This window comes from Pedococcus sp. P2_E5 (assembly GCF_056403895.1).
This window is the reverse complement of the sequence record NZ_JBFUEP010000053.1, coordinates 1-17,885: the sequence shown is the minus strand read 5'-3', so window position 1 is coordinate 17,885 and position 17,885 is coordinate 1. Positions and strand designations below refer to the sequence as shown.

The window sequence follows — 17,885 nt, the reverse complement described above, 5'->3', positions numbered from 1 at the left end:
CGGTGGCGCCCGCCGTTCTGGTCTCGTCGTCGGGCGTCTCGTCGTCGGGCGTCTGGTCGTCGGGCGTCTGGTCGTCGGGCGTCTGGTCGTCGGGCGTCTGGTCGTCGGGCGTCTGCTCGTCGGGCTGCTCGCTCACGGGGGCCACCTTAGGCGAGCGAGGCGAGTGACTGGCCGCGAGGCCGGCCGAGCCGGACGCCGACTGTCCGCTTTCCCGAGTACGTTGCGAGCATGTCCGACTACACGATCAGGGCACTCACGCCGGAGACGTTCGACGACTTCGCCGCTCTCATCGAGCGGAACAAGGGCATGTTCGCCAACTGCTGGTGCACGTGGTTCCACCCCGAGGACCGCGAGCCGGACAGCACGACCGAGGACAACCGGGCGTTCAAGAAGCGCCGCGTGGACGAGGGGATCGCACACGCGGCACTGGTCTACGACGGTGACCTCGCCATCGCCTGGGCCGAGTACGGCACGCCCGAGGAGCTGCCCTCCATCCACCACCGGAAGGAGTACCTCGCCACCGCCGAGCGGCTTCCCGACTACCGCGTCACCTGCATCCAGGTGGAGCGCTCCCATCGAGGTCAGGGCCTGGCGTCGGTCGCCCTGCGCGGAGCCGTCGACCTGATCGCGCGGGCCGGCGGCGGCCTGGTCGAGGGCTACCCGCACGACACCGGCGGGGTCCGGAAGAAGAACTCGTCCTTCCTCTACAACGGCACCCGCACGATGTACGAGCGCGAGGGCTTCACCTATGACCGGCCCAAGGGACTGGGGAACTGCGTGATGGTGCGCGAGGTGGCCCCACGTCCGTGACTTGTCCCGCGGATATGGTGCAGGGCGTGGACACCACCCTGCAGGACACCACCCGTCGCGAGCTCCGAAACCTGGCGCTGGAGCGCCAGCGGACCGGTCGCGTGCCGGGCCTCGCGGCCGCTGTCGTCCGTCGCGGGGAGCCCGTCTGGACCGACGGCATAGGCACCGTCGACGTCACCTCGCCGCGCGCGCCCGGGCCGGACGACCAGTTCCTCATCGCCTCGAACACCAAGAGCTTCACCGCGGTGCTGGTGATGGCCCTGCGCGACGAGGGGCGGCTCGACCTCGACGACACCCTCGGCCAGCACCTGCCCGGAGTGACCCAGCGGGCCACCGTGAGGCAGGCGCTCTCCCACGCGACAGGTCTGGCCCGCGAGCCGCTCGGCGACATCTGGGAGACCCTCCAGCAGCCCGACACCGCCACCCTGATGAGCGACTTCAACGCGATCGAGCGCGTTGGCCGCCCCCATGACCACTGGCACTACTCCAACATCGTGTATGCCGTGCTGGGCCAGCTCGTCGAGCGGCTGGAGGGCCGCTCGTGGGAGGAGTCGCTGCGCGCCCGCATCCTCGAGCCGCTCGAGATGACGCGCACCAGCGTCGGCTTCGACGGCGGGCCGCGGGCCACGGGCTACCACGTGCAGCCGTTCCACGACGTCCCCCGGGTCGAGCCGGTGCTCGACCTGCGGGCGATGGGGCCGTGCGGCGCCCTGGCCAGCACGATCACCGACCTCGCCAAGTGGTCCGGGTTCGTGGCCGACCCGGATGCGGCCGTCCTCTCCCCCGACACGATCGAGGAGATGTGCCAACCGCAGCTGCTGGTCGACCCCGAGGGCTGGGGCGGCGCGATGGGTCTGGGCTTCTTCCTGATGCGCTCGACCACCCACCGCACCTGGGTCGGGCACACGGGCGGGATGCCGGGCCAGGTGTCCGGCGTGTTCACCCACCGTGAGAGCGGCACGGGAGGCATCGTCCTGATGAACAGCTCCTCGTCGCCCGACCCGGCGGCGTTCGCGATCGCCCTCGGCGACCACGTCCTCGAGAACGACCCCGCCGAGGAGGAGCCGTGGCGTCCGGGCACGTCCGTCCCCGACGACCTCGCCCCCCTGCTGGGCCGGTGGTTCTCCGAGGGCTCGGGGTACACCTTCGCGGTGCGCGAGGGGCGGCTCGAGGCGCGTGCCGACTCGGCACCGGCCGACCGCGCGCCGTCCGTCTTCGAGCGGCTCGACGACAGCACCTTCCGCACCGTGTCGGGTCGCGAGCGCGGTGAGCAGCTGCGGGTCACCCGCGACGCCGACGGCACCGTGCTCAAGATGAACTGGGCGACCTACCTCGTCACGCGGGCGCCGCTGGGCTTCGGCGAGTCGCTCGAGGGCTGAGCGAGGCGGTCAGGCGACCGAGGCGACCGAGGCGACCGAGGCGGTCAGGCGGTCAGGCGCTCGGGCGCTCAGGCGCTCAGGCGCTCAGGCGCTCGGGCGAGCCTCGCGGTCAGGCGAGCCAGCGGAGCAGTGCGGCCTCGGCGGACTCGAGCTGGCTGACGGGGCAGCGCTCTTCGTCGTGGTGGGCCAGGTTCGGGTCGCCCGGGCCGAAGTTCACGGCCGGCACGCCCATGGCGGAGAACCGCGCGACGTCGGTCCAGCCCTGCTTGGCCACGACGTCGACCCCGAGGGCCTCCACGAACGCCTTGGCTGCCGGCAGGTGCAGGCCGGGGCGGGCGCCCGGGGCGTTGTCCTTCACCACGACGACGTAGCCGCTGAACAGCTGGTGCACCACCGCGAGCGCGTCCTCGGGGGACTTGTCCGGGGCGTAGCGGTAGTTGACCGTGACGACACAGCGGTCGGGGATCACGTTGCCGGCGATGCCACCGGTGATGCCGACGGCGTTCATGGCTTCGCGGTACTCCAGGCCGTCGACCACCACGGTCTCGGGCTGGTAGGTCGCGAGCCTGGTCAGGACCTCGCCCGCGTCATGGATGGCGTTGTGGCCGTTCCAGGGCCGCGCTGAGTGGGCGGCGATGCCCTTGGTGACGACCTCGGCGCGCAGCGTGCCCTTGCACCCGCCCTCGACGATCGCGCCGGTCGGTTCGAGCAGCACGGCGAAGTCGGCGTCCGCGATGAGCTCGGGACGCTGCCGGTCGATGTGGAGCAGGCCGTTGAACTCGCTGTCGATCTCCTCGCCCTCGTAGAACACGAATGTGAGGTCGCGGCTCGGCTCGGCCACGAGGGCCGCCTTGAGCTGGACGGCGACGCCACCCTTCATGTCGACCGTGCCGCGGCCCCACAGGTCGTCTCCCTGCCGGTGGGTCGGCAGGTTGGCGGGGTCCTGGGTCAACGGCACGGTGTCGATGTGGCCGGCCAGGACCACCCGTTCGTCGCGACCGAGCTCGGTCCGGGCCACGAGGGTGTTGCCGATCCGGGTCACCGTGAGGTGCGCGAGGGGGGCGAGCGCCGACTCGATGGCGTCACAGATCGCAGCCTCGTCCAGCGAGACCGACTCGATGTCGCACAGGGCCGCCGTGAGGGTGACGATGTCCGCGGAGAGGTCGAGCGCCACGGTGTCGACAGGTGAGTTCGCTTCGACAGGTGAGTTCGCCATGCCGAAAGCCTATCCACGGGGTGGCGTTGCCCGGGACGAGGCTCGGCAGCCGTCCGTGGCGCCCGACGCGGTCTCGTAGGCTTGCCCCATGAGCAGCGAGCGCACCGCATGGGGTTTCGGCCTGGCGACCATCCACGACGACGGGGCGGTCCTCGACGCGTGGTACCCGCAGCCTGCCCTCGGTGCCCGACCTGCTGACAGCCAGATCCCGGCCGAGCTCGAGGCGCTGGTCGGCAAGGACGACGTGCGGAAGGTCCGCCGCGAGGTCGTCACCACCGAGATCGACCTCGACGCCGCCCCTGCCGACCCGGCCGACGCCTACCTGCGTCTGCACCTGCTCTCCCACACGTTGGTGCAGCCCAACACGATCAACCTCGACGGCCTGTTCGGTGTCCTGGTCAACGTCGTCTGGACGACTCGTGGGCCGTGCGCCGTCGACGGCTTCGAGCTGACCCGCGCCGGGCTGCAGGCCTCCGGGCCGGTGCAGGTCCTGGGCGTCGACAAGTTCCCGAGGATGACCGACTACGTCGTGCCCGCCGGCGTGCGGATCGGCGACGCCGACCGCGTCCGCCTCGGCGCGCACCTCGCCTCGGGCACGACCGTCATGCACGAGGGTTTCGTCAACTTCAACGCCGGCACGCTCGGCCACTCGATGGTCGAGGGCCGGATCAGCCAGGGCGTCGTCGTCGGCGACGGCTCCGACATCGGCGGTGGCGCCTCCACCATGGGCACCCTGTCCGGCGGGGGCACCGAGCGCGTGAGCATCGGCGAGCGCTGCCTGCTGGGCGCCGAGTCGGGCCTGGGCATCGCCCTCGGTGACGACTGCGTCATCGAGGCCGGGCTCTACCTCACCGCGGGCACCAAGGTGACGCTGACCGACGGCCGTGTGGTCAAGGCCCGCGAGCTGTCCGGCCAGTCCAACCTGCTGTTCATCCGCAACTCCGTGACCGGCACCGTCGAGGCCCGCGCCCGCGACGGTCACGGCATCGTCCTGAACTCGGCGCTGCATGCCAACGACTAGGCGCGGCGGGGTCGTGCTCTCGGAGCAACGGCCGCCTTCGCGCAAGCGCCGGTTCGCCACGCGAGTGGTCGTGCTGGTCCTTGCGGGCGGAGTCGTCGGGGCCGGCATCGTCGGCGCTCGCGGCGTGGTGAGCAACTTCGGTGGGCCCCGCTGCCAGGCGACCGCCTCTGGGACGAGCGTCGACTTCGACCCCAGCCAGACGGCATACGCAGCCACGATCGAGGCGGTCGCCGAGAAGCGCGGCCTGCCCGCCCGAGCCGCCACCATCGCGATCGCGACAGCGATCCAGGAGTCCAAGCTGCGCAACCTCAAGTACGGCGACCGCGACTCCGTGGGGCTGTTCCAGCAGCGGCCGAGCCAGGGCTGGGGCACCGTCGACGAGATCCTCGACCCCGTCTACGCGACCAACAAGTTCTATGACGCCCTCGTGAAGATCGACGGCTACGAGGCGATGCGGATCACCGAGATCGCGCAGAAGGTGCAGAAGAGCGCCTATCCCGAGGCCTACGCCGACCACGAGCAGGAGGGGCGGCTGCTCGCCTCCACGCTGAGCGGCCACTCCCCCGAAGGCCTCGGCTGCCGGCTCGACGACGCGACCACCGGCGACCCGGCAGCACTCAAGGCGGCCCTGAAGACCGAGCTCGGCGTGACCTCCGCCGTCAGCGGCCGGACCCTCACCGTGACAGCGGGTTCGGAGCGTGCCGCCTGGAGTGCCGGGGCGTATGCCGTGGCGACGGCCTCGCGGCACGGCGCCACGTCCGTGCGCGTCGGGTCGCGGGAGTGGACACGGACGCGTGACTCCTCCGGCTGGGAGTGGCACGACGCCAAGACCGGGGGCACGGCCAGCACCGTCACCGTCACCTTCGCCGCCTGACCACCCGCCCTCCCTCCCGTCCTTCTGCAAGCAACCTTTGCTAGCAAAGGTTGCTCGTTCGTGGACAGGTTGCACCATGTCCGCCAACGAGTTTCCTGTGCTGGGTCATGCTCTGGCCGCGGGTTGTCCACAGGGCGATCCGGGCCCGTGGACGACTTCTGGCACTCTCGCCGGATGGAGCTGCACGACCTCGCCGAACACGATCTCGTCTCCACCGCCGCGGCTGCGTCGATCGGAGTGGACCCCTCTGGTCTGCACCGACTGGTGAGGGCCGGCGCCATCCGCCGCGTGATTCGAGGCTGGTATGCCGTGCGGGCACCCGGTCAGGAACGTGCACCGTGGGAGGGTGAGGACGCCTTCGAACAGGCTCGCCTCCAGCATCGCCTGCTTGCCATCGCACCGCGGAGGGCTTCCTGACCGTCCCCCTGGCGCAGGCCGTGGTGCAGGTTGGGCTCTACCCCACCGACGACCCCTCACGCCGGGCGCCGATGGACAGCCTCATCGCGGCTGACTTCGCACTGCACCATGAGCTCCTCACCGAGGAAGCCCTTGCTACCGCGATCGACCAGCATGCCCATCACCCCGGGATTCCCACGGTGCGCGCGCTGCTCGCCAACGCTGACCGCCGCCACGAATCCCCCGGGGAGACCAGGCTGGCCCACTCGATGCGTCTGATCGGCTACCGGTTCACGGCACAGGCGCCCCTACCGGGCGGACGCGGATACCGCGGCGACTTCCTCCTGGACGGGGAACCTGTCGTCGTCGAGTTCGACGGGTTGGGCAAGTACGCGCTGGCCACGCCGACTGCCGCTGCGGGCAGCCCCGCCGCCCACCGGCAGAACCTCGCCGCCGAGAAACGCCGCGAGGAGGACGTCCTGCGCAGGTCGGCCCACGAGTTCGTCCGGTTCACCTGGTCGGAGGTCGACAACCTCCCGCTCGTCCGAGAGCGAATCGACGCCGCCGTGGCACGCGCAAGGCTGCGCCGTCCGGCCTGACGTGACCACGCGGCATACCCAGGAGCTCGGCAACAGGACCTGTCCCGCCGTCCCAGCACAGGAAGGTGAATGGTGGACAGGTTGCAACCTGTCCACCATCACCCAAGCTTTGCTAGCAAAGGTTGCTGCGTGACAACGCAGCAGCAGCGGGGAGGGTCAGCGGCCGTCCATGGCGACGTAGTCGCGCTCGGTCGCACCGGTGTAGATCTGGCGCGGACGGCCGATCTTGGTCTGCGGGTCCTCGATCATCTCGCGCCACTGGGCGATCCAGCCCGGGAGCCGACCGAGGGCGAACAGCACGGTGAACATGCGCTCGGGGAAGCCCATCGACTTGTAGATCAGGCCGGTGTAGAAGTCGACGTTCGGGTAGAGCTTGCGCTCCACGAAGTAGTCGTCCTCGAGCGCCCGCTGCTCGAGCTGCAGGGCGATGTCGAGCAGAGGGTCGGAGACGCCGTCCTTGGTGAGGATCTTGTCGGCGGTCTTCTTGATGATGGCGGCGCGCGGGTCGTAGTTCTTGTAGACCCGGTGGCCGAAGCCCATCAGCTTGACCCCGTCCTCCTTGTTCTTGACCTTCTTCACGAAGGTGTCGACGTCGCCACCGTCCTGGTGGATGGTGTTGAGCATCTCGAGCACGGCCTGGTTGGCGCCACCGTGCAGCGGGCCGAACAGCGCGTTGATGCCGGCCGAGACCGAGGCGAAGAGGTTGGCGTTGGAGGAACCCACGAGACGCACGGTCGAGGTGGAGCAGTTCTGCTCGTGGTCGGCATGCAGGATCAGGAGCAGGTCGAGGGCCTTGACCATGTCCTCGTCCATGTCGTACGGCTCGGCCGGGAACCCGAACGTCATGCGCAGGAAGTTCTCGGGCAGCGACAGCGAGTTGTCGGGGTAGAGGAACGGCTGTCCGACCGACTTCTTGTAGGCGTAGGCCGCGATGGTCGGCAGCTTGGCCAGCAGGCGGACCGTGGAGATCTCGACCTGCTCCTTGTCGAACGGGTCGAGGCTGTCCTGGTAGAACGTCGACAGCGCGGACACGGCGGACGACAGCACCGGCATCGGGTGGGCGTCACGCGGGAAGCCGCCGAAGAAGGCCTTGAGGTCCTCGTGCAGCAGCGTGTGGCGCCGGATCTTCTGGTCGAACTCGTCGAGCTCGGTCTGGCTCGGCAGCTCGCCGTAGATCAGCAGGTAGGACACCTCGAGGAAGCTCGACTTCTCGGCGAGCTGCTCGATCGGGTAGCCGCGGTAGCGCAGGATGCCCTCGTCACCGTCGATGTAGGTGATGGCGCTGCTGCACGACGCGGTGTTGACGAACCCGGAGTCGAGGGTGACGTTGCCGGTCACCTTCATCAGCTTGGAGACGTCGTACCCGTCGTTGCCCTCGGCCGCCTTGACCAGCGGGAGGTCGAGGGTCTTGCCCCCGGCAGTCAGGGTGGCGCCAGCGGTTGCGTCAGTCATCCGAAATCCATCCTCCACGTCGTGCGGGCGCCCGGATCTGGTGTGCGTGCCGGGCGCTTCTCGCGCACTGCGACGCTACCCCAACACACGGGGCCGCCGGGAATCGGCCCGGCTACCTGGCGAGACGCTCGGCGGCCGCGGCGATGCGTTCGTCGGTGGCGGTGAGGGCGATGCGCACGTGCTCGCGCCCAGCCGCGCCATAGAAGCTGCCAGGAGCCGCGAGTATGCCGCGTGCAGCCAACGCGTCGATGGTCGCCCAGGCGTCCTCGCCCCGGGTCGCCCACAGGTAGAGGCCTGCGTCGGAGTGGTCCACCCGCAGGCCGAAGGCCTCGACGGCCGCACGCAGGATGGTGCGTCGCGCGGCATACCGGGCCTTCTGCTCGGCGACGTGGGCGTCGTCGCCGAGGGCGACCGTGAGGGCCTGCTGCACGGGCCAGGGCACGATCATCCCGGCATGCTTGCGGACCTCGAGCAGCCGGCGCACGAGCGTCACGTCGCCGGCCACGAAGGCGGCCCGGTAGCCCGCGAGGTTGGACTGCTTGCTCAGCGAGTAGACGGCCAGGAGTCCCTCGTGGCTGTCGCCGCAGACCCGCGGGTCGAGGATGCTCGGCGTCGTCGGCACGCGGGGGTCACGCTCGGAGTCGGGCCGCCAGTCGAGCTCGGCGTAGCACTCGTCGCTGGCCACGACCACGCCGTGCTGGCGCGCCCAGGCCACGACCTTGGCGAGGTGCTCCAGACCGAGGACCCGACCGGTCGGGTTGCTGGGACTGTTGAGCCACAACAGCTTCGGCGTGGTGGCAGGGGTCAGGGGACCCAGCGCGGCCAGTCCGTCGACGACCTGGGGTCGCGCCCCGGCCAACCGGGCACCGACGTCGTAGGTCGGGTAGGCCACGCCAGGGAAGCCCACGATGTCACCGGCGCCGAGACCGAGCAGCGTCGGCAGCCACGCCACGAGCTCCTTGGACCCGATCGTCGGCAGGACGCCGTCCGGGTCGACGCCGGGCACACCGCGACGTCGGGCGAACCACGAGGCCACCGCCTCGCGCAGCGCGGGCGTGCCGTAGGTCTGGGGGTAGCCCGGTGCGTCCGCGGCGTCGCGGAGGGCGTCCTGCACGACCGCCGGCGTCGGGTCCACGGGCGTGCCCACGGACAGGTCGACCAGACCGCCACCCGGCTCCCCATCAGCGCCCGGCCCACCACGAGCGAGACTCGCCCGCTCCTTGTATGGAGCGAGCGAGTCCCAGGGAAAGTCAGGCAGGACGCGCAGGCCCTCGCCGCCGATCACCCGTCGATCACTCGTCGTGGGACTGCGGCGGCAGGTCGGCGATGAGCGGGTGGTCCTTGGGGATCAGGCCGAGTTTGGCCGCACCGCCGGGGCTGCCGAGGTCGTCGAAGAACTCGACGTTGGCCTTGTAGTAGTCGGCCCACTGCTCGGGGGTGTCGTCCTCGTAGTAGATCGCCTCGACCGGGCAGACCGGCTCGCACGCACCGCAGTCGACACACTCGTCCGGGTGGATGTAGAGCGACCGCTCACCTTCGTAGATGCAGTCGACCGGACATTCCTCGATGCAGGCCTTGTCCTTGAGGTCCACACAAGGCTGGGCGATCACGTACGTCATGGCGCACATACTATGCGGCCCATGTCGACCGACGTCAGCAACCTCCCCCTGGGGTCCCGAGTCGTGGTCAGGTGGCGGCTGGAGACCGCCGATCCGGCCACCGGGGCAACCCTCACCGACGCGGTCGGCACCCTCGTCGGACGCGATGACGAGACCGTGTCGGTGGAGACGTCGCGCGGCCCGGTGACCATCGAGCTGCACCGGATCACCGCGGCCAAGGAGATCCCGCCCAAGCCGTCGCGCCGTGGCGCCGCCCACCTCGCCCTCTCGATCGAGGACCTCCAACGCGTGATGACCCCCTCCTGGGGTGCCGTCGAGCGGAGCACCCTCGGCGACTGGGCGCTGCGCGCCTCCGCCGGCTACACCCAGCGCGGCAACTCGGTGGTGCCCGTCGGCAGCCCCGGCAAGCCCCTCGTTGACGCCGTCACCGAGGTCGAGGCCTGGTATGCCGCGCGCGGGCTCCCTGCGAAGTTCGCCCTCGCCGGGCCGCAGGGCTTCGACCCCGCAGGCGACCCGTTGGGCGCGCTGCTGCTGCGCCGGGGGTATGCGGTCGGGAGCCGCACGCTGAACCTCACGGCGGCGAGGGAGACCATCGCCGCCGCGGACCCCGGCGGGCCGACGGTGATGGTCACCTCGGAGCCCAGCCCCGCGTGGCTCGAGGTGTACCGGCGTACCCGGGCGACGGTGCCCGGCGCCACGGAGGCGGTGCTGCGTGACAGCCCGCGCGTCCTCTTCGGCAGCATCGCGCCGGGCGGTGGCCTGTCGCAGCAGCTGGGCCTGCGTGCCGCGGACGCAGCGGGGACGACCCCGATTGCGTTGTCACGCATCGGGATCGGCGCCGGCTGGGCCGGCCTGGGCGCGGTCTGGACGGACCCGGCATACCGGGGACGCGGCCTGGCCGCGCACCTCACCGCCGGGCTGGCCGTGCGGCTCCGGGAGGAGGACATCGCCCTCATCCACCTCCAGGTGGAGCACGACAACGAGACGGCCATCCGCCTCTACCGACGGCTAGGCTTCGACGTGCACTCGTCCTACGTCTACCTCACCCAGGGCTGACCGCCGCCGAAACCAGCTGGCGCGCATCCCGGCGCGGAAGACAGGCTTGCGTCATGACCTCCCGCATCTCGCACACGACCGTCGACTCCCGCAACGCCCACGACCAGTCGGTCTGGTGGGGCCAGGTCCTGGGGTTCTCCGAGGACCCCCGCGACCCCAACCTGCCCGGGCACGAGGAATGCATGATCTTCTCGCCGGACGGGCGTCAGCGGGTGCTGTTCATCGAGGTGCCCGAGGGCAAGACGGTCAAGAACCGGGTCCACTTCGACCTGTGGCCGACCGACCGGACGATGAACGAGGAGGTCGACCGGCTGCTCGCCGCCGGCGCGACGCTGGTCCACGACCTGCGCGACCACCACGGACCGGGCACCGGCTGGGTCACGCTCGCCGACCCCGAGGGCAACGAGTTCTGCGTGCTCCGCAGCGAGTCCGAGCGTCCCGACCCCTACGCCCAACTCGTGACCTGACCAGCCGCCACGTCGACCGGGGACACGACGCGCTGGCGGCGGGGCCTCAGCTGGCGCTCGGGTGGGTGCAGGTCACCTTGTCCTCGGGGATGTAGTGCGTGGAGAAATTCGACGTCCGCACCGTCCTGCCGCCCTTCTTGAAGACCCTGGTGACCGTCACGTCGAAGCCGGTGCTCGGCGACTGCGTGACGCAACCCGGCCTGTCGTCGACGATCGTCTTGGGTTGCACGACGTTGCGGCGCGGTCCCTTGACGGACTCGATGTCCCAGACCTTGGTGCCGTGGAAGGTCACCGTGATCGAGCTCGAGGACACGGTTGCCTGGATGAGGATCGCGTGGCCCGTGTCGTTGGTCCACTTCTGGTCGACGTCCGGCCAGGAGACCGTCGCCTCCCGGCCCTCCGGATAACGGGAGATGTAGAAGCTGTGCGGCAGGTACTGGTCGATCCGCACGCCCGAGAAGAAGGCTGCGTTGAACGTCGTGGTGGACACCTGCGAGACGCCGCCGCCGTAGTCCTTCTTGAGCCGGCCGTCCTCGATGACGGGCGCCGACATGTACCCCTTGGCCGCGGTGCGCTGCCCCAGGGTGGCGTTGAGACTGAACTGCTCACCGGGACCGACGTACGTGCCGTTGAGGGTGCGCGCCGCGATGGTGATGTTGTTGGTGCGCGGCGGGTTGTAGGGGAAGTTCGTCGTGAAGGTCGAGACCACCTCGCGCGGCTTGATCTGCTCGGCCTCCGCGGTCGTCAGCTTGGGCTGCACGACCGTCGTGACGACCGTGGCGGTCCGGGCCGGGTCGGTCATGGCCGGAACGAAGGCCGCGACCACGGACTTCTCCTCGAGGGTCGCCCCCGCCGCAGCAGGGAGCACGACGATCTTGCTGCCCTTGAAGGTGATCTTGGCGTCCCGCGGCTTCGCCTCGAGTCCGGCGGCAGCGGCAGCCTTGCGCACTGCCGCAACGAGTTTCGCGTTGTCGACCACTGGCGCGAGCTTGCCCGTGGTGTCAGCCTGCATCGAGATGCTGGGCGCGTAGGCAGCAGGCGCGACCGCGAACGACTTTGCTCCGACCTTGACCACCACCGGCCCCGACATGGCCGGAGTGGCGAACTCGGCCACCGCCCTGTCGACCTCCTCGGCCGACACGGTGGGGGCAACCTCGTGCAGGCGCGGCGCGATGTCCGACCTGGTCGGCCATCGGGCGGCCACCTCGTCGGCCGTCTCCTCGACCGAGAGCGTGGCGCCCGTCTCGGGCCTGACGACGGCGACCTTCCCGGCCGGGAACGTGATCGCCCCCTGCACCACCGGGCTGTCCAGGGTCTTCTCGGCACCCTTCACGRCAGCCTCGAGCCGGGCTCGGTCCACGGTGGTCTCGAGCTTCTCGTCGGAACCACCGGTGAGCTTGTCCCAGAGGTCCGCCGGCTGGGCGCTGAACCCGGACAGCCCGTCGACCGTGCCGGAGTAGTCGATCGCCAGCCCCGCAGTCCTGGGGTCGATCTCGAAGGTCTTGTCACCGGCCTTGAGGGTCAGCTTGGCGCCCTCCTTGGCCGCCAGTGCCCGGCGCAGCGTGCTCTCGGCCGAGTGGGGAGACATGCCTCCCACCGGCACGCCTGCGACCGTGGAGTTGGCCGGGATGTGCCGGCCGAGGAACCACGCCATGCCCAGGTAGCCGGCCAGCAGGACCGCCACGGCGACCCCGAGACGCAGCGCCGATGAACCGCTGTCCTTCACGGGTGGACTCCCATCACTTCAGCGCCTGGTAGCGGCTGCGGTAGTACACCAGCGCATCTGCGGGGTGCTCGTTGCTCGACAGCGAGACTACTTCGCCCAGGACGATGCTGTGGTCTCCAGCGGGGTGCACGGCCGTGGTCCTCAGCTCGATCGTGGCAAGGGCGTCGTCCAGCAGCGCGACCCCGGTCGCCGGGCCGCGACCGTGCGCGATCCGGTCGAGCTGGCCGTGGAGGGGTCGCCCCTGCGTGGACAACCAGTCGGCGACAGGTCGCTGGGCCGCCGCCAGCACGCTGATCCCCCACACCCCCGACTCGATGATCGCGTCGTGGAACCGCGCATCCACCTCGACGCACACGAGCACGAGCATGGGGTCCATCGACACCGACGTGATGGCGTTCGCGGTCATGGCGTGGTCGTGTCCCCCGCTGAACGTCGTGAGGACGGCGACCCCGGTGGCGAACCGCCCCATGGCCAGCCGGAACTGGTCGGGATCGACGGGTCCCACCTCCAGCGGCAGCGCGGAGTCACCCGAACCCCCCGCCTCCAGCGGGCTCATCGCGGCCCGCCCAGGAGCCCGGTATGCCGCGTGGTCGCCTCGGTGCCGCGTGGCACCTCGTTCGTCGCCCGGCGCGTCGCGAGTCGTCCGGTGGCCGGGTCGAGCAGGGCGAAACCCTCTCGACCGGGGAGTCGCGCTGCGATGTCGTTCGACAAGGCGTAGGTGTCGCCGGTCTCCGCCACGGTGACCTGCGTGACGTGCTGGCGCAGGGCGTCCGCCTGCACGGGCACCAGTGCGGGGTCGACCACCACATGGGTCACGAGGTCGTCGAGGACGACCGACGGCGGGTACTCCCCGTCGGGGTCGGGCAGGGACCAGCCGGTGCCGACCGGCGCGTGCTCTGCCAGCCACTCGCGGTCCTCCCGCGCCCACGATGCCGGCGTCAGCACGGCATACACGGGCGGCCGTTCGGCCTCGGGCAGGGTGCGGAGGGCCGCGCAGGTGACCCGGTGCGTCTGGATGTGGTCGGGGTGGCGGTAGCCACCCTGCTCGTCGTAGGTGACGACGACGGCCGGACGGACCCGCCGCACGACCTCGGCCACCAGGTCGGCGGCCTCGTCGAGGTCGGCGTTGACGAACGCGACCGGGTTGGCAGCGCTGGGCGTGCCCGCCATGCCTGAGTCGCGGTAGCGCGACAGAGCCCCGGTCCCGGCGTCCTCCCCCAGCACCTCGTGGGTCACTCCGAGCGACTCCATGGCGGCTCGGAGCTCGGCGCGGCGATGGGGCCCGAGCGCGTCCTCGTGGGCCGCGTCCAGGTGCAGCAGCTCGGGTGGGATGACTTCACCCTCCTCGCCCAGGGTGCAGGTCAGCACGTGCACGGGGTGGCCGGCCCGCACGTAGTGGGCCATCGTGAGGCCAGCCGTCAGCGTCTCGTCGTCGGGGTGGGCGTGGACGAACAGCAGCGGCTCGGGGGGGACGGTCACGGCGCTATTTCACACCCACGGTGGCGAGGTCGACGAACCCGCCCAGTGCCTCGTTGGCGCTCAGCCCGGTGACCGAGCTGCCGGCGACGTACAGCGCCTTGCGCTGCGCGAGGGCGATGAAGATGCCGCGCTCGGCCAACGAGGCGTCGAGGGCACCCCACGCCGTCGCCTGGCTGCCGAGGTCGTGCAGGGCCCCGATCCGGGTGATCTCCTTGTTGACCGCCTCATCGGAGAAGCCGCCGAAGTCGCGGCCGTTGCCGTTCTTGGTCACGTTGATCCGGCTGTCGAACAGGGGCGGGATCACCGTGGACGCGGAGGGCCACGCGGGCGCCCAGTTGGCCCAGAAGACGTCCGTCTGGTCCGTGCGGCCCGGGGCCGACACCTCGGCGAAGTAGTCCTTGGCGATCGGCTGTAGCTGGACGGCAAAGCCCGCCTCCTCCCACCCGTTGACGAGGGCGGCCAGGGCCTTGTCGGACGTCGGCGTCGACCGGTAGGCGACCCGGACCTTGACCGGGAGGGTCAGTCCCGACTCCTGCAGCGCCGCCCGTGCCCGCGCGGCGTCACCCGAAGGACCGGACCCGACGGGATCGACGTCGCTGTGTCCGGGCAGCGACGGACCGATCAGGGTGAAGGCCGAGCTCGCGGCACTCGCGCCGCCGAGGGCCGTGACGTAGCCCTCGCGGTTCGTGGCGAGCGCCAGGGCCTGGCGCACCTTGGCGTTGCGCATCACGCCCTTGACGACGTTCGGCGCCAGGTAGTCCACGAACGGTGCCGAAGGGTTGACCGACCGGGCCGAGAGGGCTGCGTCGGAGAGGATGTGCTGCTGCATCGCCGGGGGCGCCGAGTCGAGGGTCACCGACTGACTGTTGCCCTCGTCGTCGTTGATCACCCGTTGCGCCGCGGTCTGTGACTCCGTGCCCTCGACGTAGTCGATGGACGCCGGCTTTGCCTGGCGGATGGGGTCAGATCCCTTGTCCCACTTGGGGTTTCGCACGAAGATGCCGCCAGAACTCGGGTCCCACGCCCCCTTGAGCTGGTAGGGCCCGTTGGAGAACACGGCATACGTGCCGTCCTTGCCCTTGTCCTGCGACTGCTTGAAGGGCGCGAAGACGGGAAGCGCGACGACCTGGTTGAAGTCGGCCATCGGGGTGCTCAGCCGGAAGGTGACGGTCGAACCGTGGCAGGACACCGCCTTGTCGAAGGCCGCCTGGCCCTTGGCGTCCTTGGCATCGGGACCGGAGTAGGTGGAGGTCCCGTCCGCCTTGCGGGGGATGTCGAGGTAGGCCAGCGGGTAGTTCAGGCCTTCGGAGGCAAACGGCTCGGCGAAGGACCGTGAGGCCCCGTAGCGCACGTCCTCGCACGTGACCGGCGACCCGTCCTGCCAGGACACGCCACCGCGGAGGGTGAAGGACCAGATCTTCAGCGTGGGGTCGACCGTCCCCGCCGTGGTGGCGAGGTCACCCTCGACCGTGCGCTGGCGGGCTGCGTCGGGACCCGCGGGGAACGCCGTGAGGGTGCGCGCGAACACCCTGCCCGCGAAGGCGATGTCCTGCGCGGTCGACAGGCGCTGCGGGTCCCAGGTCGCGACCGGCCCCAACGACAGGACCGACAGCCGGCCCGCCTCTGCGGCGCCGCTGTCGCGGTCAGGTCCCACTGCAGTGCAGCCGGACACCCCGAGAGCGGCAACGGCGGCACCCACGGCGAGCGTCCGGACCCTGCGACCCCGGTGCCCGAGGACGCCGCCCCGGAGGGCGACCGTCCTCGGGATCCGCTGTACCTCCATCGCTCCCGGCACGCGCTCAGGCGTTGCGGGCCCGAGCCGCGCTGCGGGCGCGCACGGTCTGGTCGAGCTCGACCTTGCGGATGCGGACCGCCTCGGGCGTGACCTCGACGCACTCGTCCTCGCGGCAGAACTCGAGCGACTGCTCCAGGCTCAGCTTGCGCGGGGGCACGATCTTCTCGAAGTTGTCCGAGGAGGAGGCGCGCACGTTGGTGAGCTTCTTCTCCTTGGTGATGTTGACGTCCATGTCGTCGGCGCGGGAGTTCTCGCCGATGATCATGCCCTCGTAGACCTCGGTGGTCGGGTCGACGAACAGGGTGCCCCGCTCCTGCAGGTTGACCATGGCGTACGCCGTCACGACACCGGTGCGGTCGGAGACGAGCGAGCCGCTGGTGCGGGTCGTGATGGGGCCGAACCACGGCTCGTAGTCCTCGAACACGTGGTGGGCGATGCCCGTTCCGCGGGTCTCGGTGAGGAAGAGCGTGCGGAAGCCGATGAGTCCGCGCGACGGCACGAGGAACTCCATCCGGACCCAGCCGGTGCCGTGGTTGGTCATCTGCTCCATGCGGCCCTTGCGAGTGGCCAGGATCTGGGTGATCGGGCCGAGGAACTCCTCGGGGGTGTCGATCGTGAGGCGCTCGACCGGCTCGTGGGTCTTGCCGTCGACCTGACGGGTGACCACCTGCGGCTTGCCGACGGTCAGCTCGTAGCCCTCACGGCGCATCTGCTCGACGAGGATGGCCAGGGCGAGCTCACCGCGACCCTGCACCTCCCACGTGTCGGGGCGCTCGGTGTTGAGGACGCGCAGCGACACGTTGCCGACGAGCTCCTTGTCGAGGCGGTCCTTGACCATGCGGGCGGTGACCTTCGAGCCCCGGACCCGACCGACCATGGGGCCGGTGTTGGTGCCGATGGTCATGGAGATGGCCGGCTCGTCGACGGTGATGACGGGCAGCGGGATGGGGTTCTCGGCGTCGGCGAGGGTCTCGCCGATCATGATCTCGGGGATGCCCGCGATGGCGATGATGTCGCCGGGGCCTGCCGACTCGGCGGGCTTGCGCTCCAGGGCCTCGGTCATCAGCAGCTCGGTGATCTTGACCCGCTCGACGGTGCCGTCGACCTTGCACCAGGCGACGAACTGGCCCTTGCGGATGGTGCCGTTGTGCACGCGCAGCAGGGCGAGGCGGCCGAGGAAGTTGGAGGCATCGAGGTTGGTGACGTGGGCCTGCAGCGGAGCCTCGTCGTCGTAGACCGGCGCGGGGATCGTCGACAGGATCGTCTCGAAGAGCGCCTCGAGGTCCTCGGCGTCCGGCAGGCCGCCGTTCTCGGGGCGGTTCATGGACGCGCGGCCGTTCTTGGCGGAGGCGTACACGATCGGGAACTCGATCTGGTGCTCGTCGGCGTCGAGGTCCATGAACAGCTCGTAGACCTCGTCGACGACCTCGGCGATGCGGCTGTCGGGGCGGTCGACCTTGTTGATGCACAGGACGACGGGCATCTTGGCCGCGAGCGCCTTGCGCAGCACGAACCGGGTCTGCGGGAGCGGTCCCTCGGAGGCGTCCACGAGGAGGACCACGCCGTCGACCATGCTCAGGCCACGCTCGACCTCGCCACCGAAGTCGGCGTGCCCGGGGGTGTCGATGATGTTGATGGTCGCACCGTCGGGCAGGCCCGCCTCGGCGGCCGCCTTGCCGGCGTAGTGGATCGCGGTGTTCTTCGCGAGGATCGTGATGCCCTTCTCGCGCTCCAGGTCGCCGGAGTCCATCGCCCGCTCGTCGACGTGCTGGTGCTCGCCGAACGCACCGGCCTGCCAGAGCATCTTGTCGACCAGAGTGGTCTTTCCGTGGTCAACGTGGGCAACGATGGCGACATTGCGGATGTCACCGCGGGTCTTCATAGGCATGAGCACCATTGTCTCAGGCTTTCGAGCACGCGCTGACCATGCGCGCCTGCGCGCGTGAGCACGCCCACACCACCGCTCGGGGCGGGGTATGCCGCGTGGCCCGGCCCC

General features: G+C 70.4%; 17 protein-coding genes. 8 read left to right on the top strand and 9 right to left on the bottom strand.

The features are described from left to right. The first annotated feature begins 228 nt into the window (after nucleotides 1–228). Both AC1DVZ_RS16575 and AC1DVZ_RS16570 read left to right on the top strand, forming a co-directional pair. Nucleotides 229–810, top strand: a complete 582-nt coding sequence (locus AC1DVZ_RS16575) for a GNAT family N-acetyltransferase (protein WP_477619310.1) — start codon at nucleotides 229–231, stop codon at nucleotides 808–810. Between the two features lie 26 nt (nucleotides 811–836). After that, nucleotides 837–2,189 (top strand): serine hydrolase domain-containing protein, encoded by a 1,353-nt coding sequence (locus AC1DVZ_RS16570; RefSeq protein ID WP_477619309.1) that lies wholly within the window; start codon nucleotides 837–839, stop codon nucleotides 2,187–2,189. Between the two features lie 109 nt (nucleotides 2,190–2,298). On the opposite strand, the gene dapE is transcribed toward AC1DVZ_RS16570, so the two are convergent. Continuing rightward, nucleotides 2,299–3,405 carry a succinyl-diaminopimelate desuccinylase gene (gene dapE / locus AC1DVZ_RS16565; RefSeq protein ID WP_477619308.1) on the bottom strand — a complete coding sequence of 369 codons (1,107 nt, stop codon included), beginning with the start codon at nucleotides 3,403–3,405 and terminating at the stop codon, nucleotides 2,299–2,301. A gap of 88 nt (nucleotides 3,406–3,493) precedes the next feature. On the opposite strand from dapE, the gene dapD reads away from it, so the two are divergent. From dapD to AC1DVZ_RS16545, 4 genes are all read left to right on the top strand, one after another. Then, a complete protein-coding gene (gene dapD, locus AC1DVZ_RS16560) occupies nucleotides 3,494–4,426 on the top strand; it encodes a 2,3,4,5-tetrahydropyridine-2,6-dicarboxylate N-succinyltransferase (protein WP_477619307.1) in 933 nt (310 codons plus the stop codon). Next, nucleotides 4,413–5,300 (top strand): hypothetical protein, encoded by an 888-nt coding sequence (locus AC1DVZ_RS16555; protein WP_477619306.1) that lies wholly within the window; start codon nucleotides 4,413–4,415, stop codon nucleotides 5,298–5,300. Before dapD ends, AC1DVZ_RS16555 begins: the two co-directional genes overlap by 14 nt. A gap of 174 nt (nucleotides 5,301–5,474) precedes the next feature. Beyond that, nucleotides 5,475–5,717 (top strand): type IV toxin-antitoxin system AbiEi family antitoxin domain-containing protein, encoded by a 243-nt coding sequence (locus tag AC1DVZ_RS16550; RefSeq protein WP_477619305.1) that lies wholly within the window; start codon nucleotides 5,475–5,477, stop codon nucleotides 5,715–5,717. Between the two features lie 20 nt (nucleotides 5,718–5,737). Continuing rightward, nucleotides 5,738–6,295 (top strand): hypothetical protein, encoded by a 558-nt coding sequence (locus AC1DVZ_RS16545; protein ID WP_477619304.1) that lies wholly within the window; start codon nucleotides 5,738–5,740, stop codon nucleotides 6,293–6,295. A gap of 156 nt (nucleotides 6,296–6,451) precedes the next feature. Here AC1DVZ_RS16545 and AC1DVZ_RS16540 read toward each other — a convergent pair whose 3' ends face one another. The 3 genes from AC1DVZ_RS16540 to fdxA all read right to left on the bottom strand — a co-directional run bounded on the left by AC1DVZ_RS16540 (nucleotide 6,452) and on the right by fdxA (nucleotide 9,366). After that, nucleotides 6,452–7,747, bottom strand: coding sequence for a citrate synthase (locus AC1DVZ_RS16540; protein ID WP_477619303.1), 1,296 nt, complete (start codon nucleotides 7,745–7,747; stop codon nucleotides 6,452–6,454). Between the two features lie 112 nt (nucleotides 7,748–7,859). Further along, nucleotides 7,860–9,032, bottom strand: coding sequence for a succinyldiaminopimelate transaminase (gene dapC, locus AC1DVZ_RS16535; protein ID WP_477619302.1), 1,173 nt, complete (start codon nucleotides 9,030–9,032; stop codon nucleotides 7,860–7,862). 7 nt (nucleotides 9,033–9,039) lie between these two features. Beyond that, a complete protein-coding gene (gene fdxA, locus AC1DVZ_RS16530) occupies nucleotides 9,040–9,366 on the bottom strand; it encodes a ferredoxin (RefSeq protein ID WP_066673553.1) in 327 nt (108 codons plus the stop codon). 21 nt (nucleotides 9,367–9,387) lie between these two features. Between fdxA and AC1DVZ_RS16525 the strand changes: the two genes are divergently transcribed. Continuing rightward, complete coding sequence (locus AC1DVZ_RS16525; RefSeq protein ID WP_477619301.1) at nucleotides 9,388–10,422, top strand: GNAT family N-acetyltransferase; 1,035 nt, start codon at nucleotides 9,388–9,390, stop codon at nucleotides 10,420–10,422. 53 nt (nucleotides 10,423–10,475) lie between these two features. Continuing rightward, complete coding sequence (locus AC1DVZ_RS16520; RefSeq protein WP_477619300.1) at nucleotides 10,476–10,889, top strand: VOC family protein; 414 nt, start codon at nucleotides 10,476–10,478, stop codon at nucleotides 10,887–10,889. Between the two features lie 46 nt (nucleotides 10,890–10,935). Here the strand turns inward: AC1DVZ_RS16520 and AC1DVZ_RS16515 are convergent, their stop codons facing one another. The 5 genes from AC1DVZ_RS16515 to typA are packed head-to-tail and all read right to left on the bottom strand — an operon-like array spanning nucleotide 10,936 to nucleotide 17,777. Next, nucleotides 10,936–12,615 (bottom strand): VanW family protein, encoded by a 1,680-nt coding sequence (locus AC1DVZ_RS16515; RefSeq protein ID WP_477619299.1) that lies wholly within the window; start codon nucleotides 12,613–12,615, stop codon nucleotides 10,936–10,938. Nucleotides 12,616–12,628: 13 nt separating this feature from the next. Then, the gene (locus tag AC1DVZ_RS16510) at nucleotides 12,629–13,171 is read right to left on the bottom strand and encodes a flavin reductase family protein (protein WP_477619298.1); all 543 of its coding nucleotides are present in this window, start codon (nucleotides 13,169–13,171) and stop codon (nucleotides 12,629–12,631) included. Beyond that, nucleotides 13,168–14,094 carry an N-acetyl-1-D-myo-inositol-2-amino-2-deoxy-alpha-D-glucopyranoside deacetylase gene (mshB, locus tag AC1DVZ_RS16505; protein WP_477619297.1) on the bottom strand — a complete coding sequence of 309 codons (927 nt, stop codon included), beginning with the start codon at nucleotides 14,092–14,094 and terminating at the stop codon, nucleotides 13,168–13,170. Before mshB ends, AC1DVZ_RS16510 begins: the two co-directional genes overlap by 4 nt. Before the next feature lie 4 nt (nucleotides 14,095–14,098). Continuing rightward, complete coding sequence (locus AC1DVZ_RS16500; protein WP_477619296.1) at nucleotides 14,099–15,889, bottom strand: ABC transporter substrate-binding protein; 1,791 nt, start codon at nucleotides 15,887–15,889, stop codon at nucleotides 14,099–14,101. Between the two features lie 4 nt (nucleotides 15,890–15,893). Next, nucleotides 15,894–17,777 (bottom strand): translational GTPase TypA, encoded by a 1,884-nt coding sequence (gene typA, locus AC1DVZ_RS16495; RefSeq protein WP_477619295.1) that lies wholly within the window; start codon nucleotides 17,775–17,777, stop codon nucleotides 15,894–15,896. Between the last annotated feature and the right edge of the window lie 108 nt (nucleotides 17,778–17,885).

Excerpts from the sequence above, each read along its gene's own strand:
- AC1DVZ_RS16575 (WP_477619310.1), top strand. The coding sequence starts at position 229 with ATGTCCGACTACACGATCAGGGCACTCACGCCGGAGACGTTCGACGAC.
- dapE (WP_477619308.1), bottom strand. The coding sequence starts at position 3,405 with ATGGCGAACTCACCTGTCGAAGCGAACTCACCTGTCGACACCGTGGCG.
- dapD (WP_477619307.1), top strand. The coding sequence starts at position 3,494 with ATGAGCAGCGAGCGCACCGCATGGGGTTTCGGCCTGGCGACCATCCAC.
- AC1DVZ_RS16555 (WP_477619306.1), top strand. The coding sequence starts at position 4,413 with ATGCCAACGACTAGGCGCGGCGGGGTCGTGCTCTCGGAGCAACGGCCG.
- AC1DVZ_RS16550 (WP_477619305.1), top strand. The coding sequence starts at position 5,475 with ATGGAGCTGCACGACCTCGCCGAACACGATCTCGTCTCCACCGCCGCG.
- AC1DVZ_RS16540 (WP_477619303.1), bottom strand. The coding sequence starts at position 7,747 with ATGACTGACGCAACCGCTGGCGCCACCCTGACTGCCGGGGGCAAGACC.
- fdxA (WP_066673553.1), bottom strand. The coding sequence starts at position 9,366 with ATGACGTACGTGATCGCCCAGCCTTGTGTGGACCTCAAGGACAAGGCC.
- AC1DVZ_RS16525 (WP_477619301.1), top strand. The coding sequence starts at position 9,388 with ATGTCGACCGACGTCAGCAACCTCCCCCTGGGGTCCCGAGTCGTGGTC.
- AC1DVZ_RS16520 (WP_477619300.1), top strand. The coding sequence starts at position 10,476 with ATGACCTCCCGCATCTCGCACACGACCGTCGACTCCCGCAACGCCCAC.
- AC1DVZ_RS16510 (WP_477619298.1), bottom strand. The coding sequence starts at position 13,171 with ATGAGCCCGCTGGAGGCGGGGGGTTCGGGTGACTCCGCGCTGCCGCTG.
- typA (WP_477619295.1), bottom strand. The coding sequence starts at position 17,777 with ATGCCTATGAAGACCCGCGGTGACATCCGCAATGTCGCCATCGTTGCC.